Origin of the sequence: Reyranella sp., from assembly GCF_965279465.1 — a bacterium.
GTDB lineage: Bacteria > Pseudomonadota > Alphaproteobacteria > Reyranellales > Reyranellaceae > Reyranella.
In genome coordinates this window covers 6,135,697-6,159,065 of the sequence record NZ_OZ257242.1, presented here as the reverse complement: position 1 = coordinate 6,159,065, position 23,369 = coordinate 6,135,697, and the positions used below count along the sequence as shown (strand labels likewise).

Annotated in this window: 23 protein-coding genes; 16 read left to right on the top strand and 7 right to left on the bottom strand. The window is 66.3% G+C overall.

The features are described 5' to 3' along the window. Positions 1 to 137 precede the first annotated feature (137 nt). Positions 138 to 1,205, top strand: a complete 1,068-nt coding sequence (gene recA, locus ACQY8M_RS29955; RefSeq protein WP_428663744.1) for a recombinase RecA — start codon at positions 138 to 140, stop codon at positions 1,203 to 1,205. A 125-nt stretch (positions 1,206 to 1,330) separates the two neighbouring features. Here recA and ACQY8M_RS29950 read toward each other — a convergent pair whose 3' ends face one another. Continuing rightward, on the bottom strand, positions 1,331 to 2,044 hold the full coding sequence (locus ACQY8M_RS29950; protein ID WP_428663741.1) for a YkgJ family cysteine cluster protein: 714 nt from the start codon (positions 2,042 to 2,044) through the stop codon (positions 1,331 to 1,333). A gap of 59 nt (positions 2,045 to 2,103) precedes the next feature. On the opposite strand from ACQY8M_RS29950, the gene alaS reads away from it, so the two are divergent. From alaS to ACQY8M_RS29925, 5 genes are all read left to right on the top strand, one after another. After that, on the top strand, positions 2,104 to 4,767 hold the full coding sequence (gene alaS, locus ACQY8M_RS29945; protein WP_428663738.1) for an alanine--tRNA ligase: 2,664 nt from the start codon (positions 2,104 to 2,106) through the stop codon (positions 4,765 to 4,767). Continuing rightward, the gene (locus ACQY8M_RS29940; RefSeq protein ID WP_428663735.1) at positions 4,767 to 5,117 is read left to right on the top strand and encodes a hypothetical protein; all 351 of its coding nucleotides are present in this window, start codon (positions 4,767 to 4,769) and stop codon (positions 5,115 to 5,117) included. The genes alaS and ACQY8M_RS29940 overlap by 1 nt, the downstream gene beginning before the upstream one ends. A gap of 301 nt (positions 5,118 to 5,418) precedes the next feature. After that, positions 5,419 to 5,790 carry a GrrA/OscA1 family cyclophane-containing rSAM-modified RiPP gene (gene grrA, locus ACQY8M_RS29935; protein WP_428663732.1) on the top strand — a complete coding sequence of 124 codons (372 nt, stop codon included), beginning with the start codon at positions 5,419 to 5,421 and terminating at the stop codon, positions 5,788 to 5,790. Continuing rightward, positions 5,787 to 6,986 carry a cyclophane-forming radical SAM/SPASM peptide maturase GrrM/OscB gene (grrM, locus tag ACQY8M_RS29930; protein ID WP_428663729.1) on the top strand — a complete coding sequence of 400 codons (1,200 nt, stop codon included), beginning with the start codon at positions 5,787 to 5,789 and terminating at the stop codon, positions 6,984 to 6,986. Before grrA ends, grrM begins: the two co-directional genes overlap by 4 nt. Next, positions 6,983 to 7,726 (top strand): hypothetical protein, encoded by a 744-nt coding sequence (locus ACQY8M_RS29925; protein ID WP_428663726.1) that lies wholly within the window; start codon positions 6,983 to 6,985, stop codon positions 7,724 to 7,726. Before grrM ends, ACQY8M_RS29925 begins: the two co-directional genes overlap by 4 nt. Before the next feature lie 102 nt (positions 7,727 to 7,828). Here ACQY8M_RS29925 and ACQY8M_RS29920 read toward each other — a convergent pair whose 3' ends face one another. Next, positions 7,829 to 8,014 (bottom strand): hypothetical protein, encoded by a 186-nt coding sequence (locus ACQY8M_RS29920; RefSeq protein ID WP_428663723.1) that lies wholly within the window; start codon positions 8,012 to 8,014, stop codon positions 7,829 to 7,831. 17 nt (positions 8,015 to 8,031) lie between these two features. Next, complete coding sequence (locus ACQY8M_RS29915) at positions 8,032 to 8,292, bottom strand: hypothetical protein (RefSeq protein ID WP_428663720.1); 261 nt, start codon at positions 8,290 to 8,292, stop codon at positions 8,032 to 8,034. Positions 8,293 to 8,394: 102 nt separating this feature from the next. Here ACQY8M_RS29915 and ACQY8M_RS29910 point away from each other — a divergent pair, with 102 nt between their 5' ends. Next, the gene (locus tag ACQY8M_RS29910; RefSeq protein ID WP_428663717.1) at positions 8,395 to 8,868 is read left to right on the top strand and encodes a hypothetical protein; all 474 of its coding nucleotides are present in this window, start codon (positions 8,395 to 8,397) and stop codon (positions 8,866 to 8,868) included. A gap of 4 nt (positions 8,869 to 8,872) precedes the next feature. Here ACQY8M_RS29910 and ACQY8M_RS29905 read toward each other — a convergent pair whose 3' ends face one another. Together ACQY8M_RS29905 and ACQY8M_RS29900 are read right to left on the bottom strand one after the other, a co-directional pair. Beyond that, positions 8,873 to 9,799 carry an adenylate/guanylate cyclase domain-containing protein gene (locus tag ACQY8M_RS29905; RefSeq protein ID WP_428663714.1) on the bottom strand — a complete coding sequence of 309 codons (927 nt, stop codon included), beginning with the start codon at positions 9,797 to 9,799 and terminating at the stop codon, positions 8,873 to 8,875. Between the two features lie 187 nt (positions 9,800 to 9,986). Beyond that, positions 9,987 to 11,177 carry an acyl-CoA dehydrogenase family protein gene (locus tag ACQY8M_RS29900; protein WP_428663711.1) on the bottom strand — a complete coding sequence of 397 codons (1,191 nt, stop codon included), beginning with the start codon at positions 11,175 to 11,177 and terminating at the stop codon, positions 9,987 to 9,989. A gap of 165 nt (positions 11,178 to 11,342) precedes the next feature. Here ACQY8M_RS29900 and ACQY8M_RS29895 point away from each other — a divergent pair, with 165 nt between their 5' ends. Then, positions 11,343 to 11,816 (top strand): thermonuclease family protein, encoded by a 474-nt coding sequence (locus tag ACQY8M_RS29895; protein ID WP_428663709.1) that lies wholly within the window; start codon positions 11,343 to 11,345, stop codon positions 11,814 to 11,816. Between the two features lie 55 nt (positions 11,817 to 11,871). Continuing rightward, positions 11,872 to 12,342: a hypothetical protein gene (locus tag ACQY8M_RS29890; RefSeq protein WP_428663706.1), complete on the top strand. Its 471-nt coding sequence runs from the start codon at positions 11,872 to 11,874 to the stop codon at positions 12,340 to 12,342. A 95-nt stretch (positions 12,343 to 12,437) separates the two neighbouring features. Here ACQY8M_RS29890 and ACQY8M_RS29885 read toward each other — a convergent pair whose 3' ends face one another. Then, the gene (locus ACQY8M_RS29885; protein WP_428663703.1) at positions 12,438 to 12,995 is read right to left on the bottom strand and encodes an OmpA family protein; all 558 of its coding nucleotides are present in this window, start codon (positions 12,993 to 12,995) and stop codon (positions 12,438 to 12,440) included. 198 nt (positions 12,996 to 13,193) lie between these two features. Continuing rightward, positions 13,194 to 16,682: an indolepyruvate ferredoxin oxidoreductase family protein gene (locus ACQY8M_RS29880; RefSeq protein WP_428663700.1), complete on the bottom strand. Its 3,489-nt coding sequence runs from the start codon at positions 16,680 to 16,682 to the stop codon at positions 13,194 to 13,196. A 196-nt stretch (positions 16,683 to 16,878) separates the two neighbouring features. Here ACQY8M_RS29880 and ACQY8M_RS29875 point away from each other — a divergent pair, with 196 nt between their 5' ends. The 7 genes from ACQY8M_RS29875 (at position 16,879) to ACQY8M_RS29845 (ending at position 23,232) form a co-directional block, all read left to right on the top strand. Beyond that, a complete protein-coding gene (locus tag ACQY8M_RS29875) occupies positions 16,879 to 17,847 on the top strand; it encodes an NAD-dependent epimerase/dehydratase family protein (RefSeq protein ID WP_428663697.1) in 969 nt (322 codons plus the stop codon). A 17-nt stretch (positions 17,848 to 17,864) separates the two neighbouring features. Then, positions 17,865 to 18,629 carry an ABC transporter ATP-binding protein gene (locus ACQY8M_RS29870; RefSeq protein WP_428663694.1) on the top strand — a complete coding sequence of 255 codons (765 nt, stop codon included), beginning with the start codon at positions 17,865 to 17,867 and terminating at the stop codon, positions 18,627 to 18,629. Positions 18,630 to 18,822: 193 nt separating this feature from the next. Continuing rightward, positions 18,823 to 19,575, top strand: a complete 753-nt coding sequence (locus ACQY8M_RS29865; protein WP_428663691.1) for an ABC transporter ATP-binding protein — start codon at positions 18,823 to 18,825, stop codon at positions 19,573 to 19,575. Then, complete coding sequence (locus ACQY8M_RS29860; RefSeq protein ID WP_428663689.1) at positions 19,572 to 20,783, top strand: ABC transporter substrate-binding protein; 1,212 nt, start codon at positions 19,572 to 19,574, stop codon at positions 20,781 to 20,783. The genes ACQY8M_RS29865 and ACQY8M_RS29860 overlap by 4 nt, the downstream gene beginning before the upstream one ends. Before the next feature lie 88 nt (positions 20,784 to 20,871). Then, a complete protein-coding gene (locus tag ACQY8M_RS29855) occupies positions 20,872 to 21,732 on the top strand; it encodes a branched-chain amino acid ABC transporter permease (protein ID WP_428663686.1) in 861 nt (286 codons plus the stop codon). Between the two features lie 97 nt (positions 21,733 to 21,829). After that, entirely contained in the window at positions 21,830 to 22,750 is a 921-nt protein-coding gene (locus ACQY8M_RS29850; protein WP_428663683.1) for a branched-chain amino acid ABC transporter permease, read from the top strand. Continuing rightward, complete coding sequence (locus tag ACQY8M_RS29845; RefSeq protein WP_428663680.1) at positions 22,747 to 23,232, top strand: GAF domain-containing protein; 486 nt, start codon at positions 22,747 to 22,749, stop codon at positions 23,230 to 23,232. The genes ACQY8M_RS29850 and ACQY8M_RS29845 overlap by 4 nt, the downstream gene beginning before the upstream one ends. Positions 23,233 to 23,369: the final 137 nt, after the last annotated feature.

Genomic DNA, 23,369 nt, shown 5'->3' with positions numbered 1-23,369 from the left:
TCAATAAATTTATGTAGTTCAGTGACTTGTTTACTTGCTTGCTGATTGGAACAAAGTAGGTACATTTGCGTTATTCCCGGCGGACTTATCCGCATTGCTGCTTTCGGGGCAGGCGTGGGACAAACAGGAGGGTGCCAATGTCGGCGATGCTGAAAGTGGTCGAGAAGGAAGGCATGGAGAACAAGAACAAAGCCCTCGATGCAGCGCTGGCTCAGATCGAGCGCGCCTTCGGCAAGGGCTCCATCATGAAGCTCGGCCAGCGCGAGGCGCTGGAGATCGAATCGATCTCGACCGGCTCGCTCGGCCTCGACATCGCGCTCGGCATCGGCGGCCTGCCCAAGGGCCGCATCGTCGAGATCTACGGTCCCGAAAGCTCGGGCAAGACGACCTTGGCGCTGCATGTCATCGCCGAAGCCCAGAAGAAGGGCGGCACCTGCGCCTTCGTCGACGCCGAGCATGCGCTCGATCCGGGCTACGCCAGGAAGCTCGGGGTCGACATTGGCAACCTGCTGATCTCCCAGCCCGACGCCGGCGAGCAGGCGCTCGAGATCGCCGACACGCTGGTCCGCTCCGGGGCGATCGACGTGCTGGTGATCGACTCGGTCGCAGCCCTGGTGCCGCGCGCCGAGCTGGAAGGCGAGATGGGCGATTCGCTGCCCGGCCTGCAGGCCCGCCTGATGAGCCAGGCGCTGCGCAAGCTCACCGCCTCGATCTCCAAGTCGAACACGCTGGTGATCTTCATCAACCAGATCCGCATGAAGATCGGCGTGATGTTCGGCAGCCCCGAGACCACGACCGGCGGCAATGCGCTCAAGTTCTACGCCTCGGTTCGTCTCGACATCCGCCGCATCGGCGCGCTCAAGAACGGCGAGGACATGGTCGGCAACCAGACCCGCGTGAAGGTGGTGAAGAACAAGGTGGCGCCGCCGTTCAAGGTCGTCGAGTTCGACATCATGTACGGCGGGGGCATCTCCAAGGTCGGCGAGCTGATCGACCTTGGTGACAAGGCCGGCGTGGTCGAGAAATCGGGCTCCTGGTATTCCTACGATGGCCAGCGCATCGGCCAGGGCCGCGAGAACGCCAAGAATTACCTGCGCGAGCATCCCGAGGTGGCCGCCGCCATCGAGAACAAGGTCCGCGAGAACGCCGGTATCCTCGCCGCCGTCCTCGACGGCTCGAAGGATACCGACGACGAAGAGGAATAGCGCTCACGCCCCGAGCGCGCACCAGAAGACAGGACTCTCCCCTGATCTTCGGTTCCGGCGGTGCTGCCCCACGCAGCACCGCCGTTTTTCATGGCAGCGCGCCATGAACGAGAAGCACCTGTTTCTCAGCCCTTGAGGCTCGTGAGGCCTTTCAGGAAGCGCTGCACCCACTCCGTTCCCGGCCGGCGCTTGCCGTCGCCGGGCCGGGTGCGGCTCCAGGCCATCAGCATCGCGAGCGGGAACCAGTCGTCACCTTCATCCTGCAGTCGCCGCGCGGCGAGCGAAAGTTTCGGCACCGGCACCGGCGTCACGCCATCCTGTGCCGGCCCGGCGCACAGCTCGGCGGGCGAGGTGACGAGATACTCGCGGCAGACCAGAGGCCGGTCGCGATGGATCGAGCAGCTCTCCTCCTCGAGGAACGGGCAGGGCACGCCGAGCGCGAAATAGGCGACGGAGAGTTCGCGATCGCTCCGGCCGCCGCGCTCGGCCGATCCGCCCCCGGCCAATCCCGCGCCGGCGATCGCGGCCTCGGCCGCCGCGAAGCGGGCGCGCACCGCCTTGCGCCGCTCCTTGGGCATCGCCTCGACCAGCGCGAGCAAGGCTTCACCCTCCGTGCGCGAGATCGGCACGAGCTGGCGGCAGCAGGCGCCGCAGCCCTTGCGGCAGGAAATCTCCCGGCCGGCCTCCGCCGCACCGACCACCTCGTTCACCAGCCCTTGCAGCGCCGGCAGCACGGAAGTCGCCGGCACGGCGGCATTGGGCACCGTGAGCGGATGGGCGATGGCGAGATCGCCGACCTTGAGCCTGAGCGTGGCGGTGGAGTGGCCGGAGTCGGCCATGAACCGGTGTTCCCCCGTTGTGGACTAATCCGCCGCGCGCACGCTACAAAGATCACATCATGGCAAGCGTCAGCGACATCCGTCGCACATTCCTAGAATACTTCCGCAAGAACAGCCACGAGGTTGTCGCCTCGAGCCCGCTGGTGCCGCGCAACGACCCCACGTTGATGTTCACCAACGCCGGCATGGTGCAGTTCAAGAACGTTTTCACGGGGCTCGAGAAGCGGCCGTACACGCGCGCCTCGACGTCGCAGAAGTGCGTCCGCGCCGGCGGCAAGCACAACGACCTCGAGAATGTCGGCTACACCGCGCGCCACCACACCTTCTTCGAGATGCTGGGCAACTTCTCGTTCGGCGACTATTTCAAGGAACACGCCATCGAGCTGGCGTGGAACCTGATCACGCGCGAGTACGGCCTGACGAAGGACAAGCTGCTGGTCACGGTGTTCCACACCGACGACGAGGCGGCGGGTCACTGGAAGAAGATCTCCGGCCTCGCCGACGACCGGATCATCCGTATTCCGACCTCGGACAATTTCTGGGCGATGGGCGACACCGGCCCGTGCGGCCCATGCTCGGAGATATTCTACGATCACGGCGACCATATTCCCGGCGGGCCGCCGGGCAGTCCCGACCAGGACGGCGATCGCTTCATTGAGATCTGGAACCTGGTCTTCATGCAGTTCGAGCAGGTGACCCGGGAGGAGCGTGTCCCGCTGCCCAAGCCGTCGATCGACACCGGCATGGGGCTGGAGCGACTGGCGGCAGTTCTGCAGCACAAGCACAACAACTACGACATCGACCTGTTCCGCGCCCTCATCGAGGCGGTGGCGCACGAGACCGGCGTCGATCCCGACGGCGCGCAGTCGGCGTCGCACAAGGTGATCGCCGACCATCTGCGCGCGACCTCGTTCCTGATCGCCGACGGCGTGCTGCCGTCGAACGAAGGCCGCGGCTACGTGCTGCGCCGCATCATGCGCCGCGCCATGCGCCATGCGCACATCCTCGGCGCGCAGGACCCGATGGTGTTCAAGCTGGTGCCGACACTCGTGAAGGAGATGGGCGACGCCTATCCCGAGCTGGTGCGCGCCCAGCCGCTGATCGCCGAGACGCTGAAGCTCGAGGAGACGCGCTTCAAGACGACGCTCGGCACCGGCCTCAAGCTGCTCGACGACGAGACGAAGGGTCTGGGCGCGGGCGGCACGCTGAAGGGCGAGGTCGCCTTCAAGCTCTACGACACCTTCGGCTTCCCGCTCGACCTGACGCAGGACGTGCTGCGCGCGCGCGACATCACGGTCGACACGGCCGGCTTCGACAAGGCGATGGACGAGCAGCGCGCCAAGGCGCGCGCGGCGTGGGCCGGCTCGGGCGAGTCGGCGTCCGACGCGATCTGGTTCGACGTGCGCCAGCGGGTCGGCGCGACCGAGTTCCTCGGCTACGACACCGAGCGCGCCGAGGGCAAGGTTACGGCGATCGTCGTGGATGGCAAGGAAGCGACCTCGCTCGCGGCCGGCCAGACCGGCTGGCTGGTGGTCAACCAGACACCGTTCTATGCCGAGTCGGGCGGCCAGCAAGGCGACACCGGTCGCTTCGTCGGCGCGGGCGGCGAAGCCGCGATCACCGACGTGCACAAGATGGTCGGCGACCTCCATGCGCATCATGCCAAGGTCGAGAGCGGCGCGATCAAGGTCGGCGACGACGTGGTGATGACCGTCGATGCGATCCGCCGCGCCCAGCTGCGCGCCCACCATTCGGCGACCCATCTGCTGCACGAGGCGCTGCGCCGCCATCTCGGCTCGCACGTCACCCAGAAGGGCTCGCTGGTCGCGCCCGACCGGCTGCGCTTCGACATCAGCCACACCAAGCCGATCTCGGCCGAGGAGCTGCGCAAGGTCGAGGACGAGGTCAATGCGCGCATCCGGCTCAACAGCCCGGTCGACACGCGCCTGATGACGCCGGAGGAGGCGATCGCCGCCGGCGCCATGGCTTTGTTCGGCGAGAAGTACGGCGACGAGGTGCGCGTGCTTTCCATGGGCGGTGCGAGTGGCGAGAAATATTCGGTGGAGCTGTGCGGCGGCACGCATGCGCTGCGCACCGGCGACATCGGCCTGTTCCGCATCCTCGGCGAGGGCGCGGTATCCTCCGGTGTCCGTCGCATCGAGGCGGTCGCAGGCAATGCGGCCGAAGCCCATGTCCGCCACCAGATCGACCTGCTGCACGAGGCGGCGTCGGTGATGAAGGTGCGGCCGGAGGATCTGCCTGTCCGCCTGCAGGCGCTGGTCGACGGCCAGCGCAAGATCGAGCGCGAGCTCTCCGAGGCGCGCAAGGCGCTGGCGCTCGCCACCAGCAGTGGTGCCGGCGACGGAGCCAGTGCCGCTGACGAGATGCACGAGGTCGCCGGCATCAGGATGATCTCGCGCGTGCTGAACGGGGTGCCGGGCAAGGACCTCAAGGGCATGGCCGACGCGTTCAAGAAGAAGCTCGGCTCGGGTGTCGTCGCGCTGATCGGCGTGGAAGACGGCAAGGCCTCCGCCGTGGTCGGCGTGACCGACGATCTCGCCAAGAGCCTGAGCGCGGTGGATTTGGTGAAGGCCGGCGTCGCGGCGCTGGGCGGCAAGGGCGGCGGCGGCCGTCCCGACATGGCGCAGGGCGGCGGGCCCGATGCGACCCGGGCACCCGAAGCGTTGAAGGCGATCGAGGCGGCAGTCGGGAGTGCCAGGTGATGCGTGTCATGGTCGTCGGGCTTGCCGCCGTGCTGATGCTGGCAGCTTGCGCGCAGCAGCAGGCCGCGCCCAACGAGTCGCGCCAGAGCGCCAATTCCGATCGCTACAACCGCGACCGCGAAGCCTGCCGCAGCACGGTCGACGACCACATGCGGACGCGCCGCAACATCGACGATTCGAGCCGCGAGGTCCTCGCTGGCAACTACGAGCGCTATGGCCAGACGACCCTGCCGTCCCAGATGGCCAACTACGGCGACGCGCGCAGCGCCGACAGGCTGATCGCCAACTGCATGGAAAGCCGCGGCTGGCAGCAGCCCTCGAAGCCCTGGTGGCAGAGGATCGGCAGCTAGCGCTCATCGTTTCCTCTGCCGGGAGCGCGGCTCTCCAAAGCCGCTCTTCTTTTTCGGATTGCCCATCGATAAGAAAGCAAACTCCGGTGCTGCAGTACATCCGATGATTGCGGCAGTTATGGCACGCTTCGTTCAGGGAGTGGGTCGCGCCAGGGAGCTGATCGGAGCAGCGTAGCTGATGCGATATTTCTGCCGGAGTATCGCGAAGCAATCCCTTGCATGAATATCGTGAAACATTTGCATTTGGATATTTCTCTCTCTCTCGACTTTGGTTAGGCTCGCCCCATCAAGGAGTATCGAAATGTCCGACAGTCGACGTTCGTTCCGGGGTTTGGCGAAGCTGCTTCCCGCCGGTGCGTTAGGTCTGTCGATCGGCTTGGCCGCCGCAGCCGCTCAGGCCACGACGTCGAGCGGCCCGACCAATGGATCCGAAAACGTGGCAGCGCGGCTCAAGGCGATCCGCAGCTCGGTTTCCGTTGTTGTACAGGACGCTGCCGTGGCCGAAGCGCCGGACGATCCGGTCCAGCTCGCCTGGTGGGGAAACGGGTGGCACCGCTGGGGCTGGGGGAATGGCGGCTGGCATAACTGGGGCAACGGTGGCTGGCACAATTGGGGGAATGGCTGGGGCAACGGCGGCTGGCATAACTGGGGCAACGGCTGGCACAACTGGTGAGCCCCGTTGCCCCCGAAGTGGGCATGGTGGTCATCCAGCCCACGGGTTTCTGCAATATAGACTGCGCCTACTGCTATCTGCCCAATCGCAACGACAAGCACGTGATGGCGCAGGCGACGGTGAAGCGCCTGTTCAGCGAGTTGTTCTCGTCAGGCTGGGCATCGCCGCGGATCACCGTGGTCTGGCACGCTGGCGAGCCGCTGGTCGTGCCGCCGTCCTTTTATCGCGAAGCCTTCGCCACCATCGAGGCGTTGCGCCCTAAGTCGGTCGAGGTGGCGCATTCATTCCAGACCAACGGCATGCTGATCAATGCCGAATGGTGCAAGCTCTTCCTCGATTGGAAGGTCGGCGTCGGCGTCAGCATCGACGGTCCGCGCGAGCTGCATGACGCCAATCGCAGGATGCGCAATGGCAGCGGTACGTTCGATCGTACGCTGGCCGGCATCCGCACCCTGCGCCGCGAGGGCGTGCCCTTTCACGTGATCTCCGTGCTGGGGCGAAAGAGTCTCGACATGGCCGACGAGCTGCTCGACTTCTACACGGAAGAAGGCATCGACCATGTCTGCTTCAACGTCGAGGAGTCGGAAGGCAGCCACATCTCCGAACTGATGGAAGAGGCCGATCGACAGGTCCGCTACGCCGCCTTCCTGCGCCGCTTCTGGCATCGCGCCCGGGAGAATGGCCGCATCCAGTTCGTGCGCGAGATCGATCTCGCCATCCAGCGCATCTTCCGGCCGGAGGAGGTCGCGACCCGCAATATCCAGACCGAGCCGCTGGCGATGCTGAACGTCGACAGCCGCGGCAATGTCTCGAGCTTCTCGCCGGAACTGCTGGGCCTGCGCAACGTGGATTACGGCGATTACCTGTTCGGCAACATCGACCGGGATTCGCTGGCGAAGATCCATGACAACTGCGTCAGGTCGGCGCTGATGCGCGACATCCAGGCCGGCGTTGATGCCTGCGCCGCCACGTGTGACTATTTCTCGGTCTGCGGCGGCGGCGCACCTGTGAACAAACTGTCGGAGAATGGCTCATTCGCCTCCACGGATACGGGCTACTGCGCCCTGACGCAGAAGGTCCCGACAGACCTCATCCTTGAAGCGTACGACCAGCTGGAACGGGGGACGGTCGAACCGTCCCCTACCATGATGGCCACTGCATTGACCGGACCTTTGCCTGTATCGAGGACGCCATGACGATAACCAAGCTGACCTCTCTTGCTTTCCTTGTGGCGGCGACCTTCACCGCCGCCACGGCCTTCGCGCAGCAGCCGCCTGCGGCGCCCGCCGCCGGCGCGGGCGGACCACCATCGGCTGGCGGCCCGCCGCAGGGTGGTGGTCCGGCTGGCAGCGAGGGCAAGAATGCACCAGAAGGTCCGACCTGGCCGGTGGTGATGGTGACCAGCGTCGAGGTCCTGCGCTCCGAGAAGTCGGGCGGCATGGATATCCTGCGTGCCCGAGGGCTGGTGACATCCGGAGCCTGGGATGCGCCGCACCTCATTCCGATCACGCAGGGCAAGCCGATCGACGACGTGCTCGACGTGCTGTTCGTCGCCAGCGCGCCGACGGTGTCGGAAGCGCCGGGCGATCTCATGCAGGTCGAGGCGATTCTGCCGCTCGGCCACGGCCATCCCTACAAGGCGGTCCGCGTCCGGTCGGACACCAATGCGGTCGCCGTGAAGGAGATCCCGGGCTTCGCCGAGGTGAAGGTGCCGAGGCACGATTGCGGCAAGTGCATCGGGCGTTATTTCGTGGCCAAGGGCGCAAACCCACCGGCCGGCGTGGCCGCCGACAACATCGTCAAGGAAGAGAATCTTCCCTGGAATCTCCGAGTCATCAAGCCGACCGACGGCATTGCCGCGTATCAGGTGAACCCGAACCGGCTGACGCTGGTTCTGGGCGAGGATGGCCGGATCGTCGACGCCGCCTGGGATTGAGCCGACCCATAGGGTGTTGCTGGGAGCGCCGCTCTCCAGAGCCGCTCATGGCATGTGGCAATGCGAAGAAGAGCGGCGCTCCCCGCAGACCAACGTTGGCGCCTATGAAGAGGGACCGCTATCGGTCCGCTTGCGCTCCTTGTCGAGCGGAGTGTCATTCGGCGCCTTCGGCGCCGGCTCGATAAAGGATACAGGGTCGCTGGCCGGGAAGCTGTCCTTAAGGGCGTCGTCGAGCTTGTCCTCACCCGCGTGCTTGGCGTCGGGCTTGCGGCGTTGTCGAGGAGCCATGGCAGCCTCCTTGCTCGTCACTCGGCCGCGACCAGGGCAGGCGACGGTTCGAGGCAGAAGCGGCCGGCCTCGACATCGCGGATTGCGCATTCCATCGCCTGGCCAAGGACATCGCGGCCGGCGGCCAGTCCGGCCGCGGCGTCGCGCAGGCTGAGCGTGCTGTGACGGCAGAGCGGCTGGTCGTCTTCGTGAATCCAGATCTCAAAGGTGGTCATGATGCGATGGTCGCGGACCTCGAGGGAACGGCCGGCGTGCAGGAACCATTTGCTGCGAGTCATGTTGCTTCTGCAACGCCGAGGACGCCCGATAGTTGCCTGAAAGTTGCCGGAGGCTGAACGCAGCGGCGCTGTCGGATGCCCGTGGCCCGCCAGGAGATGCCCGTGGAAATGCCAAAGGAGATGCCCGTGGAGATGCGCGTGATCCGCAAAGCCGTGCTCGCCGCCGCGCTACTTGCCGCCGGTTGCGCCCAGGTCCCGATGGCCGATCCGCAGGCCGACCAGATCGGCCGGTCGTTTCCGCCGCCGGAGCCCGGCAAGGGCGCGCTCTATGTCTATCGCAGCGGCATCATGGGCGTCGCCAAGCCGATCGACGTGGCGATTTTAGGCGGGGCGTCGGCACAGCTCGCGACCAACACCTACCTGCGGCTTGAAGGGCCGCCCGGCCCGGTCGAGGTCGACTGCAAGGTCGGCGACAAGACCGGCGGCGGGCAGGTCCAGATCGGCGAAGGTAGCACCCGCTATGTCGAGGTCTCGATGAAGATCGGCCTGATGCTGCCCGGCTGCGAGGTCGCCGAAGTCCCGGCAGAGCAGGGCCAGGCCGCAGTGCGTGGCAGCCGGAGGGTCGCGCCGCAGTAGGCGGCTATTTCACTGTCGCTGGCGATTCGCCGAGTTCCTTGAGCCGGATCTCTGCGAGGGTGCGGAACTCGCCGGTCGGATACTTGTCGAGATAGGCCTGCAGCGACTCCGGATTGACGCTGTCGCGGACGGATTCCCAGAACGACCGCTCGATGTCGGGATTGGCGGGCGCGCGTGCCGTGCCGTCCGGATCGGTGAATTCGGCGAGTCTTGCGTGGGCCAGCGTGGCGAAGCTGCCCTCTGGATATTGCTGAAGATAGGCCTCGTAGTCGCTCGGCTTCAGGCTGTCCTTGATCGATTCCCAAAACACCAGCTCGACCGCTTGCGGATCGATCTTGGGGTCTTGAGGCAATTCCGACTGCAGCGAGATCGGCTCGTGCGGCGGCGGCGGCTCGGGCCGGCCCGCGCCGGGGAGCAGGCGGAAGCAGCGCACCGGCTGGGCGATGTTCTTCACCGCCTGTTCACCGAGATCCTCGAACGTGTGCGGCAGCTTGTGCCGGATATGGTCGCGCACACCGCGCGATATGCAGATGCCGCCAGGCTCGGCCAGCCCTTCGAGCCGCGCCGCGATGTTGACTCCGTCGCCGAAGATGTCGCCGTCCTTCACCATCACGTCGCCGACATTGATGCCGATGCGAAAGCGCAGCCGCCGCGCTTCGTCGAGCGGCCTGTTGGCGATGGCGAGTTCCTCCTGGATGTCGATCGCGCATTGGACGGCGGAGAAGACGCTGGCGAATTCTGCCAGCACGCTGTCGCCGGCCGTTCCGAAGATGCGGCCACCGTGCCGGGCGATCAGCTCGTCGGTAATGGTCCGGTGTGCCGAGAGGGTGAGGAGCGTGCCCTCCTCGTCGACTTCCATCATCCGGCTGTAGCCTTCGACGTCGGCTGCCAGGATGGCGACCAGCTTTCTTTCGAGGGGCGGTGCTTCCATACCGGTGCTAACGGCGCGAGCCGCGCGCGGTGGCGACCCATGTCGGACATATTTGTGCTGTTTCATGCAGCATGAATCGGCTGTTCAGCATCTATTTTGCGGTCGTGTGTATGGCCAGTGCTGCCGCCGCGGCCGACGAGCTTGGCTCCGCGACCAGCATGGCCGGTCGCATGAAAAGTAGGGCGCCCTACCCGAGGAACGTGCCGTCGGGGTCGCCATTCAGCATGACCTTGCCGACCGTCTCGAAATGCGCCTCGCGCGACTGGATCTGTTGCGACAGCGTGTGGATGTCGCGGAAGCGCCGCTCGAACGGCGTGCCGAGAAAGATCGCCGAGGTTCCGGCCGCCTTGTAGACAGCGTCGGCGACCTCGAGCGAGCAGTGGATCGCCTGGCTGCAGCCCAGCCGCACGCGCGCACGTTCGGGCGAGCCGAGCGGCTCGATGTCGTCGGCTCCCTCCCAGCATTCCTTCATGATGTCGATCAGGTACGCCCGCGCCGAGCCGAGCGATGCCTCGTGCCGGGCCACCGACGCCTGGATCACGGGATTGTCGGCAAGCCGCGCCATGTAGCGCGGCGTCTTGTCGAGCGTCAGCGCCATGAAGGCCTCGTGCATCGCGCGCGCGATGCCCAGCGCCACGCCGGCCACGCCGACCGCATAGAGGTTCTGCGTCGTGAAGGCATAGAGCGGTCCGCGGTCGCGCCGCAAGGTCGGGTCTTCGCGCGTGCCGGAGAATTCCTCCGGCACGAACACGTCCTTGATCGAATAGCCTTCCGACGCCGTACCGCGCATGCCGAGCGTGTTCCAGTCGCGGATCGGCGTGCTCCTTTCCTTGGGCATCAGCAGGGTGCGCACGGTCGGCCTCCCGAAGCGGTTCAACCGCAGCGAGCCGTCAGGCTCGACGACATTGCAGTGCGCCCCGATCCAGTTGGCCTGCCGCGAGCCCGAGGCGAAATGCCATTCGCCAGTCACCCTGTAGCCGCCCGGCGCGGCGATGGCGCGGTGCTGGTTGGGCGGTCCCCAGGCGATCAGGCCGCGCGGATCGCCGAAGATCGTGCGCGCCGCCTCGAGCGAGATGTAGGGCGCGATCAGCGCCGAACTGTTGGCGACAAAGGTGTTCCAGCCGACCGAGCCGTCGAAGCGGGCGATCTCCTCGATCGTGCGCAGGTACGTCCAGGGCTCGACCTGGTCGCCGCCGACCGAGCGCGGCAACAGCATGCGGAACAAGCGCGCCTCGTGCAGTTGGCTCAGGAGAGGCTCGGGGATCTCCTGCGAGCGCTCGATCACGTCGGCTGCCGCGGTGAGAGCGGGACCCAACGCGCGGGCTCGTGCCACAGGATCGGTTTTGGCGACGACGGACAGGGTGGCGACAGTGCTCATGCGCAACGCTCCGCGATGGCTTGGCGGGAATTGGGCGCGCCGGGCGACGCGGTGTCAATGTTGCAGGCTGGCCCAGCGATCCGGCAATACTGCATTGCGGCCCGAATCTGTGCCTTGATAGCGTGAGCGGACTCGCTAGTTTCGCGCCCGAGCGAAGAGGACACCATGACGACGGGCAGCTGGATCGCCGTGACGGGATATGCCGTGCTGGTCGCGGGCAGCGCACTGGCCGAGGCGCCCGCCGCGGCCGTCATCGACGGCGACACCGTCCGCTACAATGGCACCGTGCTGCATCTGTGGGGCATCGACGCACCGGAGAGCGGCCAGACCTGCTCCGACGGCTGGCAGGCGGGCAAGATGGCGGCTGACTATCTCGCCGGTCTTGTCCACAATCGCAGCCTCGCCTGCGATCTCAGGCAATCGCCGTCGACGCCGGGAAGGACCTATGCCTTATGCAGGGCCGACGGGCAGGATCTCAGCTCGGCCATGGCCGAGGCGGGCATGGCGTGGTCCTACACGCCGCAGACGAAGGACTATACGGTGCAGGAAACCAACGCGATGATCGGGGTGTTTGGCGTCCACGCGCACGACTGCATGAAGGCGTGGGAGTGGCGGAACCGCCAGCTCCCGCCTCGATAGTAGGAGTAATCAATTGTCTCGGAAGCTCTGGCGGGGGAACGTCGTTTCGTCCCGCATGGTACGTCCCCTCTGTGTGGTTCTTGCTGCCACCACGCTGAACGGCTGCGGCTGGTTCGACGGCTGGTTCAGCGGCAAGCCGTCGCCGCTGCAAAGCGCGCCGCTGCGCCCTGGCGTCGACCGCCAGACGACAGCAAACGGCCTGCCGCCCGCGCCCAACCGCGGCACCTATGATGCAGGCGTGGCTCCGGTCGATGACAATCGCAACCAGCCTCTCGGCGCCATCGTGGCAACCAAGGGCGGGCAAAAGACGCAGATCGAGGCGGCCGAAAAAGAGAGGGCGCAACGCGAGGCCGAGCGCGAGAAGGAGCGGGCGCAGCGGGAGGCCGAGCGGGACCGCGAGAAAAAGGAGGGAGCGGAGCAGCCTCAGGGAGCCCCGCCGGCATCTCCGCCACCGGCCCCGGAACCGGCTCCGACTTCGGCGCCGACCCCAGAGCCTGCACCGTCCAGCCCGCCTGCAGAGCGCTGAGGCCCGCTTCGGGCGCGGTGATCTCAGAGCTCGGGAACTGCGCAACAAAAAAGGCGGCCTGCGAGGGCCGCCTTCTTCGTCGATGTCAGTCCGGATCAGGCCGGCGTGTAGGGACGGCCGGGCCAGCGATAGCCGGGCGCAGGCAGCGGGATCTTCGCGCCGATCAGATTTTCCTCGAGCACCGGGATGCCCGCGTTGTAGTCGCCGGCATCGCACTTGGCCATCGCCGCCGCCGTCACGGTGTCAACCTGCGAGGTACGGTATTCGCGCCACTTGTCGCTCAGCGCCTTGCAGTACGACTTCGGATCCGAGAAGACGGCGGGCGCAGCGGTGGCGCCAGCGATCACGATTTCGACGCGGCGGTTCTGCGGCTCGCGAACGCCGTCCCCGGTTTGGACCAGCAGCTGGGTCTCACCCTTGCCGATCACCGAGATGGCGGATGCGGGAACGCCGTTACGCACCAGCGAATCCTTCACGGTATTTGCACGGCGCAGCGACAGCCCCATGTTGTAATCGGGCGAGCCCGTCGTATCGGTATGGCCGGTCGCGGTCACGCGAGCAGAGCCGGTGGTCTTGAAGGCGTTGGCGGCCTGCGAGATAGTGCTCTCGGCTTGGGCGGAGAGGTTGGACCGGTCCCAATCGAAGAAGACCATGAACGATGTCGCCTGGACAGGCGGCGGCGGAGGAGGCGGAGGCGGCGGAGCCGGCTCACTGCACGCGGCGAGTAGCGACGCGGTTGCAAAGGCAATCATCAGTTTCTTGATCATGAAGTCATTCCCCCGTCGGGATAAGTGGCCCTGCCGAACGCAACGGCATATTGTTGCCATGGTTCCAGCTTAGTCCATACTTTGCTACTCGGCGGCTTGCTTCAGCATTGCCAAGTTGCGCCATTGGACGAGCAGATCATCCCATTTGTGTCGCGTCTTGACTAGATGCGATTCTTTAACGTGTCCATAACCTCGAATTTCCTCGGGTATGGAAGCTAGTTTCACCGCCAGAGAATGATTCTCAAGGGATAGGGTGCTCAGCAGCTCATCGATCAACTGCTCGTATTCCCGGATCAGCGCCCGCTCCTGTCTCCGCTCGGCGGTGTAGCCGAACGGATCGAATGCAGTTCCGCGGAGCATCTTTAATTTCGCCAGCAGACGGAAAGCCTGCAGCATCCAGGGGCCGAATTCCTGCTTCGACAAACGACCGGTCTTGGGATCGCGCGCGGCGAAAAGGGGCGGCGCGAGGTGGAATTTCAATCGGAAATCACCCTCGAACTCGCTGGTGAGCTGGGCTGCGAAAGCGGTCTCGGTGAACAGGCGAGCAACCTCATACTCGTCCTTGTACGCGAGCAGCTTGGCATAGTTGCGCGCAACGGTTTCCGCGAGGGCGGTCTGGCCGGGCGTGTCGCGCTGCTCGACCGCACGTACGCGATCGACGAGTGCGCGATAGCGCTCCGCCAGCGCTGCATTCTGATACCCGGTCAGAAGCTTGACGCGGCTCGCCACGATTTCGTCGACCGTCTTCGGCAGGCGCGCGAAGGGTACGACATTGTCCATAGCCGGCGGCGACACGAGCGCTTCCACCGTGGCGCGATCGGCAGCGGCGCGGCGGCCCCAGCGGAAGGCGCCGAGATTCATCGGCACCGCCGTGCCGTTCAGCTCGATCGCGCGTTCGAGCGCTTCGTGGCCGATCGGGATGAGCCCCTTCTGGTAGGCGAAGCCCAGCATGAACAGGTTGGTGGCGATCGAATCGCCCATCAGGCCGGTGGCAAGTTTCGTGGCCTCGATGAAATCGCAGGCATCGGCGCCGGCCGCCGCCTCGATTGACAAGCGCAGCGTATGCGAGGGGAAGGCGAGGTCGGGATGGCGTGTGAACTCGCCGGTGATGGTCTCCTGCGTGTTGACGATCGCGCGCGACAGGCCGGGCTCGAGCTTGGCGAGCGCATCGGGGCTGGCGCTGACCACGAGGTCGCAACCCAGCAGCACGTTTGCGCCGCCGGCGCCGAGCCGGACGGCATGCAGTGCCTCCGGCGTGGCGCCGATCCGCACATGGCTGATCACGGCGCCGCCCTTCTGCGCCATGCCGAGCTGGTCGAGCACGGTCGCGCCCTTGCCCTCGATGTGGGCGGCCATGCCCATGATGGCGCCGATGGTCACCACGCCGGTACCGCCGATGCCGGTGATCAGCACGCCGTAAGGCTTGTCTCCGAGCGACGGCAGGGCGGGGGCCGCAGGAAGCGGCGGCTCGGCCTTGTTCGTCGCCGGCCGGGCGGCCTTGCCCTGGCGGAGCTTGCCGCCTTCGACGGTGACAAAGCTGGGGCAGAAGCCGTTGAGGCAGGAGAAGTCCTTGTTGCAGGACGATTGATCGATGGCGCGCTTGGTGCCGAGCTCGGTCTCGACCGGCGTCACCGACAGGCAGTTGGAGGCGACCGAGCAGTCGCCGCAGCCCTCGCAGACCGCCTGGTTGATGAACACGCGCCTGTTGGGATCGGGGAAGGTGCCGCGCTTGCGGCGGCGGCGCTTCTCGGCGGCGCAGGTCTGGTCGTAGATCAGCACCGACACGCCCTTGACCTCGCGCAACTCGCGTTGCACCTCGTCGAGCCGGTCGCGATGGTGGAAGGTGACGCCCGGCGCCCACTCCGTCCCGAGCGGATACTTGTCCGGCTGGTCGCTCACCAGGGCGATGCGGCGCACGCCTTCGGCATGGACCTGCTGGCTGATCGTCCAGGGATGGACGTTGCCGTCGTGCGGCTGGCCGCCGGTCATCGCGACGGCGTCGTTGTAGAGAATCTTGTAGGTGATGTTGGTGTTGCTTGCGACCGCGTGGCGGATGGCCATGTAGCCGGAATGGAAATAGGTGCCGTCGCCCAGATTCTGGAAGACGTGCGGCATGTCGCTGAAGTGGCTCGCGCCCACCCAGGTCGCGCCCTCGGCGCCCATGTGGGTGAAGGTCTTGGTGTTGCGCTCCATGCCGATCGCCAGCGTGTGGCAGCCGATGCCGGCCATCGCCATCGAGCCGTCCGGCACCTTTGTCGAGCTGTTGTGCGGGCAGCCGGAGCAGAAGTAGGGGACACGCGCCAGGCCCGCATCGTTGCGCAGGTGGCGGCCGGCGCGGCGCTGCAGCGCGTCGAAGCGCTGCCTGGTCCGTTCGCCGAAGGACTCGAGGCCGAGCCGCGCCACCAGGGCCGAGACGATCTCGTAGGGCGTCAACTCGCCGTCCGACCGCAGCAGCTTCTGGCCGCGCTCGTCGACCTTGCCGACGACCACGGGACGGCGGTCGGCCGGGGCATTGAACAGGGCATCCTTGAGCTGCGACTCGATGATCGCGCGCTTCTCCTCGACAACGAGGATCTCGCGCTTGCCCTCGGCGAACGCCTTCGCACCCTCCGTCTCCAGCGGCCAGGGCATGCCGACCTTGTAGATCGCGATGCCGAGCCGCTCGGCCTCGCCGTCGTCGATGCCGAGGTCGTCGAGCGCCTGGCGCACATCGAGGTAGGACTTGCCGACGGTGACGATGCCGAAGCGTGCATCGGGCCGTCCGAGCATCAGCCGGTCGAGCTTGTTGGCGCGCCAGTACGCCAGCGCCGCCGGCTGCTTCACGGTGATGGTGCGCCTTTCCTGGCCGAGCCAGTCGTCCGGCCAGCGGATATGCACGCCGTCGGGCGGCAGGACGAAATCGGTCGGGGTGCGGATCTCGATCCGGTGCGGATCGACGTGGACCGATGCGGAGGAGTCGGCGGTCTCGCTCACCACCTTGAAGCCGACCCACAGGCCGGAATAGCGCGACATGGCGAAGGCGTGCAGGCCGAAGTCGAGATACTCCTGGATCGACGCGGCATGGATGACCGGGATGCCCGCGGCCATGAAGGCGGGCTCGCTCTGGTGCGCAACGGTCGAGGACTTGGCCATATGGTCGTCGCCGGCCATCGCCATGATTCCGCCGTGCCGGGACGTGCCGGCGTAGTTGGCGTGTTTGAGGGCGTCGCCCGAGCGATCCACGCCCGGTCCCTTGCCGTACCACATGCCGAACACGCCATCGTATCTGGCGCCGGGATAGAGATGGATCTGCTGGGTTCCCCACAGGGCGGTCGCCGCGAGGTCCTCGTTGACGCCGGGCTGGAACTCGATGTGGTTGTTCTTGATGAAGCGCTTGGCCTGCCACAACGCTTGGTCGAACCCGCCGAGCGGCGAGCCGCGATAGCCGGAAATGTAGCCGGCCGTGTTGAGGCCGGCCGCCTGATCCCGCTGTCGCTGCATCATCGGCAGGCGCACGAGGGCCTGGGTGCCGGTCAGGTAGATGCGGCCGCTCTCGAGAAGGTATTTATCGTCCAGGCTTACCGGTTTTGCCATGGCACGCTCCCAGACCCACAATGTGAAAGGACGTAACGACAGAATCTTGCGCGTTTCAACGCCGATTGCCGGTCGCGCCCAAAAAGGAGTTTTTCTACCCGCGCTTCCTCAAGCAAGGGGGGCGCCGTTTCAAGGTTTCGCTTGCGAATGAAACGTTGTAATCAGCCGCCCAATCTTCCTCTCAGCCCCAAAGCCCATGTCAATTCTCATTACCGGTGCTGCCGGGTTCATCGGCTCGCACGTCGCGCGGGCTTTGCTGTCTAGGGGCGAACAGGTCCTCGGCATCGACAACTTCAGCGACTACTACGATCCGGCGCTGAAGCGGGCGCGGCTCGATCCGCTGTGCGAGCACAAGGGCTTCACTTTTGTCGAGGCCGATATTTCCGACCGGAAAGCGACGCTCGGGCTGGCAATCCGGTATCCCGGCATCGACCGCATCATCCACCTGGCCGCGCAGCCCGGCGTGCATCTCTCGCTGACCGATCCTTATGTCTACGTGCAGACCAACGTGGTGGGCCATCTGGTGATGCTCGAGCTGGCATGCCACCTGCCGCGACTTCGCCACTTCGTCTATGCCTCTTCCTCCTCGGTCTACGGCAGCAACCGCAAGCAACCCTTCTCGGTCACCGACAGGGTCGACCATCCGATCTCGCTGTATGCCGCGACCAAGCGGGCCGACGAGCTGATGACCGAAGTATATACCCACCTGCACGGCCTGCGGGCGACCGGCCTGCGCTACTTCACCGTCTACGGGCCATGGGGCCGGCCGGACATGGCGCCCTACATCTTCGCCCGGGCGATCGCTGCGGGAACGGTCATCGAGCTCTTCCATCGCGGCGAGGTGACGCGCGATTTCAGCTATATCGACGACATCGTCGCCGGCACGATCGCCGTCCTCGACCGTCCGACGAGCGAGCCCGGTCACCGATTCTACAATCTCGCGGCGGCGCGCAGCGAGAACCTGCGGGTATTCCTCGGACACTTCGAGAAGGCCTTCGGCAAGGCGGCCCGGATCGAGCTCAAGCCCGGCCCGCCCGGCGACATGACGGAAACCTCGGCCGATATCACGGACACGGTTCGGGATTTCGACTGGCATCCGAAAGTCCAAGTGGAAGAGGGCGTGCCGAACTTCGTAGAGTGGTTCAAGAGGTACCATCGCCTGTAGCGCCTCCCGAAAGATGAATGAGCCTGCTTGAGATCAAAGGCCTGCGTCGCGCCTTCTACGGCCTCGACGTGTTGCGCGGCGTCGACCTCGCGGTCGAGGCCGGTGGCATCACCGGGCTGATCGGGCCGAACGGCGCGGGGAAGACGACGCTGTTCAATGTCGTGTCGGGTCTGGTGCCGCCGGATGCCGGCTCGATCCGCTTCGACGGGCTGGAGCTGGCCGGCAAGTCGCCCGATGCGGTAAGCCGCGCCGGGCTGGTGCGGACCTTCCAGGTGGCGCGCGGCTTTCCGAAGCTCTCGGTCTTCCAGCACCTCATGGTCTATGGCCGCGACCAACCGGGCGAGTCGCTGTGGCAGGCGATCGTCGGCACGCGCGCGGCGCGAGAGCGCGAGGCGGCGCTGGCCGAGCGGGCCTGGGAGACGGCGCGCTTCCTGCGGCTCGACAAGCTTATCGACAATCCGGCGACGGCGCTGTCGGGCGGGCAGAAGAAACTATTGGAGATCGGCCGCGCGCTGATGGCCGAGCCGCGTCTGGTCCTGCTCGATGAGCCCACCGCGGGCATCAATCCGACCCTGCAGAACGAGATCGGCGAGCGGCTGCTCGAGCTGCCCAAGCGCGGGATCACGGTGCTGCTGATCGAGCACGACATGGGCTTCATCGCCCAGCTCTGCGATCCGGTGATCGTGATGGCCGAGGGCCAGGTGCTGACGCAGGGCAGCTTCGACGCGGTGCGCAGCGACCACCGGGTGCGCGAGGCCTATCTCGGACGGAGAGCGGCGTGATCCCATCGGCTCAAGTTCATGGCTTCCCTCCCCCGCTCGCGGGGGAGGTGTCAGCGTCTGACGCTGACGGAGGGGGCGTTACGCGAGATGGTGCGTCACGCCCCCTCCGTCGCGGATTACCGCGCCACCTCCCCCGCAAGCGGGGGAGGGAATATGAGGGCCAGGCTTCAAGGGGTGCTTCGAGAGGATGGGCATGAGCAGCCTGCTCGACGTTACCGACCTGCGCGGCGGTTATGCGGCGGCGGACGAGATCGTCCGTGGCGCGGCGCTGCGGGTCGAGCCGGGCGAGATCGTTGCGCTGATCGGGCCCAACGGCGCGGGCAAGTCGACCTTGCTGAAGATGATCGCCGGCCTGCTGCGGCCCCGCAGCGGCCACGTCCGCTTCAGGGACCGCGAGATCGGCGGCCTCGCGGCGCCCGATATCAGCCGGCTCGGCCTGTCCTTCGTGCCGCAGGAGCGCAACGTCTTCGGCACGATGACAGTGGCCGAGAATCTCGAGATGGGCGGGTTCCTCGACCGGGCGCAGATGCGGCCGCGCATGGAGGAGCTCTATCAGCGCTTCCCGATGCTGGCCGACAAGCGCCGTGCGGCGGCGCGCACGTTGAGCGGCGGCCAGCGCCAGATCCTCGCCATGGCGATGGCCCTGATGAACGCGCCGAGTCTGCTGCTGCTCGATGAGCCGACGGCAGGGCTGAGCCCGCGCGCGGCCGAGGAGCTGTTCGGCACGATCGTTGCCCTCAACAGGGATGGAGTAGCGATCCTGATGGTCGAGCAGAACGCGCTGGAAGCCCTCGCCGTGTCGGCCCGCGCCTACGTGCTGGTGCAGGGCCGCGCCGAGCGCGAGGGCGCCGCCGGCGCGCTCGCGTTGGACCCGACGGTACGCGATCTCTTTCTCGGTGGAGCGGCTGCGCCTATGCTCGCAGCAAGCAGGGGGGACTCTTCATGAATCGTCTGGCCACGAATCGTCTGGCAATGGGGCGCCGCACGGCGCTGCTCTCGGGTGTCGCGGCCGTCGCGGCGCCGTCGGTGCTGCGCGCGCAGACCGATCCGATCAAGATCGCGACGCTGACCCCGCTGACCGGCGCAGGCGGCCCCTACGGCCCGGCGATGGCCAAGGTCGCTGCCGCCGTGGTCGAGGAGGTCAATGCCGCGGGCGGCGTGCTCGGCCGCAAGGTTGTGCTGGTGAGCGAGGACGACCAGACCAATCCGGACGCCGGCGTGCGCGCGGCGCGCAAGCTGATCGACGTCGACAAGGTCTCGGCCATCATGGGCACCTGGGCGTCGGCGGTGACGACGGCGGTTGCGCCACTGTGCTGGGAGAGCAAGACCTTCCTCTGCACCGTCTCAGGCGCCGATTCCATTACCCTGCTGCCGCACCAGGGCTATCTCGTGCGTACCCAGCCCAACACCGTGCTGCAGGTGACGCGCTGCGGCGAGTTCCTGATCTCGCTCGGGGCGAAGAAGGCCTACACGCTGGTGCCGCAGACGCCGTTTGCCCAGCGCAGCATCGAGATCCTCGGCGAGGTGATGAAGAGAGCCGGCGGCACGCACGGCAGCCAGATCTACGACGACAAGAAGACGACTTACCGCACCGAGGTCGATCAAGCGCTGCGCTTCGCGCCCGACGCGATCTTCTGCGCCGGCTACACGCCCGACACGATCGTGTTGCTGAAGGACCTCTATCGCGCCGGCTACAAGGGCAAGATCATCGGCCAGGCCTATGCGGTGAACCAGAAGCTGATCGACCAGATCGGCCAGCCCGAGGTGGTCGAAGGCGTCTACACCTATGCGCCGTCGATTGCCGAAGGCAGCGGTGCGTTCGAGCGGGTCAAGAAGATGAGCGGGCTCGCCAACCCCGATCCCTACACCAGCCAGGTCTACGACCACGTCAACATGGTGCTGATGGCGATGGCGGTTGCCAGGGATACGACCGGCACCGCGATCAAGGACAATATCCGCAAGGTCGCGCAGGGCGGCGGCAAGACGGTCGACAATGCGGTCGACGGGCTGAAGGCGATCGCCGCCGGCGAGAAGGTCGACTACACCGGCGCCTCCGGCCCGTGCGATTTCGACGACAAGGGCGACATCCTCGACTGCAAGTTCCGCTACGAGCAGGTCAAGGCCGGCAAGGCCACGCTGGTGAAGGTCGCTTGAGAAAGGTCATGTGCTGGGGGCGCGCCACTCCAGTGGCGCGTCTTCTCATGAGGCATGACGCGCCACTGGAGTGGCGCGCCCCCAGCGCATGAGCCTTCTGCTTCAAGCGCTCATCAACGGCCTCGTCTCGGGGGCGCTGCTGGCGGTGCCCGCGATCGGCTTCACCGCGATGTTCGCCGTGCTGCGTTTCCCGAACTTCTCCGTGTCGGGCGTCGCCACGCTCGGCGCCTTCGCGGGCTATGTCGCCTATGGTGCGGGCCTGCAGGTCGCGGGCGCGCTGGCGGTGGCCTTCGCGATCGCCGGCACGGTCGGCCTGTTCCTCGATCGCGTGGCGCACATGCCGCTGGTGCAGCAGGGCGCCTTGCCGGCGGCGATCGCCTCGATCGCGTCGGGGCTGGTGTTGGAGAACGTGGTGCGGCTCCTCTTTGGCAACGACCTGCGCGGCTACGACCGGCCGATCGCGCGCGACATGAGGATCGGCGACATCCGCTTCAGCCCGCAGCAACTGGAAACCATGGGCATTGCACTGGCCATCATGCTGGCGGTGTTCGCGGCGCTGGCCTTCACGCGCATCGGCAAGGCGATGCGCGCCTCGGCCGACAATCCCGAGCTCGCCGCCCTCAAGGGCATCCGCCCGCAGCGGGTGGCGATGATGGCGAGCTTCGTCGGCATGGGGCTGGTCGGTGCCGGCGGCATGCTGCTCGGGCTTGACAGCTCGATCGATCCGCTGACCGGCACCCGCATCCTGCTCTCGATCTTCGCCGCCGCCGTGCTCGGCGGCCTGGGCAGCGCTCCGGGCGCCGTGCTGGGCGCCTTCCTGATCGGCATCGCCGAGGAGATGTCGGTGCTGGCCGTTGGTTCGGCCTATCGCGCCGCCGTCGGCTTCTTCGCCATCCTGATCGTCCTCGGCCTCCGCCCGCGCGGGCTCTTGGGGGAGAGGGCGTTTTGAGTTTGCGTCGTCCTGCTGGGAGCGCGGCTCTCCAGAGCCGCTCTTCCTTCGGTTTGCCATATCCCATGAGCGGCTCTGGAGAGCCGCGCTCCCAGCGATGACGAATTACCTTCTCTTCATCGCCACCATCGGCAGCATCTATGCGCTGCTGGCGCTCAGCCTCAATCTGATCTGGGGCGGGGTGGGGATGGTGAATCTCGGGCTGGCGGGGTTCTTCGCCGTCGGCGCCTATGCCTCGGCGCTGATCACCACGACTGGCCACGCGCCGATCCTCGCGGGCTGGGCGCTCGCTCTGATCGTGGGCGGCGCGGCGGGGCTGGTCGTCGTGCTCGCCACCACGCGCCTGCGCGAGGATTATCTCGCCATCGTGACCCTGGGCTTCGCCGAGGTGGTGCGGCTGGTCGCCTCCAACGAGATCTGGCTGACGCACGGCACCGACGGCATATCCGGCATTCCCGGCCCGTGGCGCGCCGCGCTCGGGCGCGAATACTTCAATGCCGCCTACCTGCCGATCCTGCTCGTCGTGCTGTTGGCGGTATTCCTGCTGATGCGCCGCATCGACCGCTCGCCCTACGGCCGCGCGCTGCGCGCCATCCGCGAGGACGCGCAGGTGGCGCAGGTCGCCGGCAAGCCGGTGCTGCGTTTCAAGGTGCAGGCCTTCGCTCTGTCTGCGGCGATCGCGGGCCTCGCCGGCGCGCTCTACGGTCATTTCACGTCCTACATCGCTCCCGATCTCTTCCTGCCGCTGATCACGGTCTACATCTTCCTGGCCGTTGCCTCGGGCGGCGTCGGCAGCCCGATCGGTGCGCTGGTTGGCGCCTATCTGCTGATGACCCTGCTGGAATCGGCGCGCTTCTTAGTCGAGGTGATTCCCGCCGTCACGGCCGTGCAACGGGCCGCGCTCAAGGAACTGCTGATCGCCGTCGCCCTGATCCTGGTGCTGCGCCTGATGCCGAAAGGGCTGCTGCCCGAGCGCATTCCGCGCGCACCGCTCAATCAAGCTGGAGGAAAACCATGACACCGTTGGAAACCTGCATCGCCGCCCTGCGCTCCGGACCGACCGAGGCCATCTTCGAGGCGGTCGAGAAGGGCATGGCCGAGGTGGTGGGCCACAAGCTGTTTACGCTTCTCTACGTGGCGCCCAACGGCAAGCGGGTGAAGCGCATGTACAGCAACATGCCCAAGGAATATCCGGTCGGCGGCTACAAGGAGATCAAGGAAACCGCGTGGCACAAGCAGATCCTCGGCCAGAAGAAGCCTTGGGTCGGATACGACAGGAAGGACATTCAATGGGCCTTCTTCGATCACGAGCTGATCGTGTCTCTGGGCTGCGAATCGGCGATGAACATTCCGGTGCTCTACAACGGCAAGCTGCTCGGCACGATGAACCTCCTGGATGCGGCAGGTCACTACAAGGAGACCGATCCAGCCAAGTGCGAGCCCTTCGCCGCGCTCTTGGTCGGACCATTCCTCGACGCCATCGCCGCCGATCCGGGATGACATTTCCCGTCGTCCCGAGCGGAGCGCAGCGTAGTCGAGGGACCTTTTCATGCCGCAGAAGTTCTTGAACAGGTCCCTCCACTCCGCTTCGCTCCGGTCGGGACGACGGAAGTTTGCCGAACACTAGCTGCGACGCC

Excerpts from the sequence above, each read along its gene's own strand:
- recA (WP_428663744.1), top strand. The coding sequence starts at position 138 with ATGTCGGCGATGCTGAAAGTGGTCGAGAAGGAAGGCATGGAGAACAAG.
- ACQY8M_RS29950 (WP_428663741.1), bottom strand. The coding sequence starts at position 2,044 with ATGGCCGACTCCGGCCACTCCACCGCCACGCTCAGGCTCAAGGTCGGC.
- alaS (WP_428663738.1), top strand. The coding sequence starts at position 2,104 with ATGGCAAGCGTCAGCGACATCCGTCGCACATTCCTAGAATACTTCCGC.
- ACQY8M_RS29940 (WP_428663735.1), top strand. The coding sequence starts at position 4,767 with ATGCGTGTCATGGTCGTCGGGCTTGCCGCCGTGCTGATGCTGGCAGCT.
- grrA (WP_428663732.1), top strand. The coding sequence starts at position 5,419 with ATGTCCGACAGTCGACGTTCGTTCCGGGGTTTGGCGAAGCTGCTTCCC.
- ACQY8M_RS29925 (WP_428663726.1), top strand. The coding sequence starts at position 6,983 with ATGACGATAACCAAGCTGACCTCTCTTGCTTTCCTTGTGGCGGCGACC.
- ACQY8M_RS29920 (WP_428663723.1), bottom strand. The coding sequence starts at position 8,014 with ATGGCTCCTCGACAACGCCGCAAGCCCGACGCCAAGCACGCGGGTGAG.
- ACQY8M_RS29915 (WP_428663720.1), bottom strand. The coding sequence starts at position 8,292 with ATGACTCGCAGCAAATGGTTCCTGCACGCCGGCCGTTCCCTCGAGGTC.
- ACQY8M_RS29905 (WP_428663714.1), bottom strand. The coding sequence starts at position 9,799 with ATGGAAGCACCGCCCCTCGAAAGAAAGCTGGTCGCCATCCTGGCAGCC.
- ACQY8M_RS29900 (WP_428663711.1), bottom strand. The coding sequence starts at position 11,177 with ATGAGCACTGTCGCCACCCTGTCCGTCGTCGCCAAAACCGATCCTGTG.
- ACQY8M_RS29895 (WP_428663709.1), top strand. The coding sequence starts at position 11,343 with ATGACGACGGGCAGCTGGATCGCCGTGACGGGATATGCCGTGCTGGTC.
- ACQY8M_RS29890 (WP_428663706.1), top strand. The coding sequence starts at position 11,872 with ATGGTACGTCCCCTCTGTGTGGTTCTTGCTGCCACCACGCTGAACGGC.
- ACQY8M_RS29885 (WP_428663703.1), bottom strand. The coding sequence starts at position 12,995 with ATGGTCTTCTTCGATTGGGACCGGTCCAACCTCTCCGCCCAAGCCGAG.
- ACQY8M_RS29880 (WP_428663700.1), bottom strand. The coding sequence starts at position 16,682 with ATGGCAAAACCGGTAAGCCTGGACGATAAATACCTTCTCGAGAGCGGC.
- ACQY8M_RS29875 (WP_428663697.1), top strand. The coding sequence starts at position 16,879 with ATGTCAATTCTCATTACCGGTGCTGCCGGGTTCATCGGCTCGCACGTC.
- ACQY8M_RS29870 (WP_428663694.1), top strand. The coding sequence starts at position 17,865 with ATGAGCCTGCTTGAGATCAAAGGCCTGCGTCGCGCCTTCTACGGCCTC.
- ACQY8M_RS29865 (WP_428663691.1), top strand. The coding sequence starts at position 18,823 with ATGAGCAGCCTGCTCGACGTTACCGACCTGCGCGGCGGTTATGCGGCG.
- ACQY8M_RS29860 (WP_428663689.1), top strand. The coding sequence starts at position 19,572 with ATGAATCGTCTGGCCACGAATCGTCTGGCAATGGGGCGCCGCACGGCG.
- ACQY8M_RS29855 (WP_428663686.1), top strand. The coding sequence starts at position 20,872 with ATGAGCCTTCTGCTTCAAGCGCTCATCAACGGCCTCGTCTCGGGGGCG.
- ACQY8M_RS29850 (WP_428663683.1), top strand. The coding sequence starts at position 21,830 with ATGACGAATTACCTTCTCTTCATCGCCACCATCGGCAGCATCTATGCG.
- ACQY8M_RS29845 (WP_428663680.1), top strand. The coding sequence starts at position 22,747 with ATGACACCGTTGGAAACCTGCATCGCCGCCCTGCGCTCCGGACCGACC.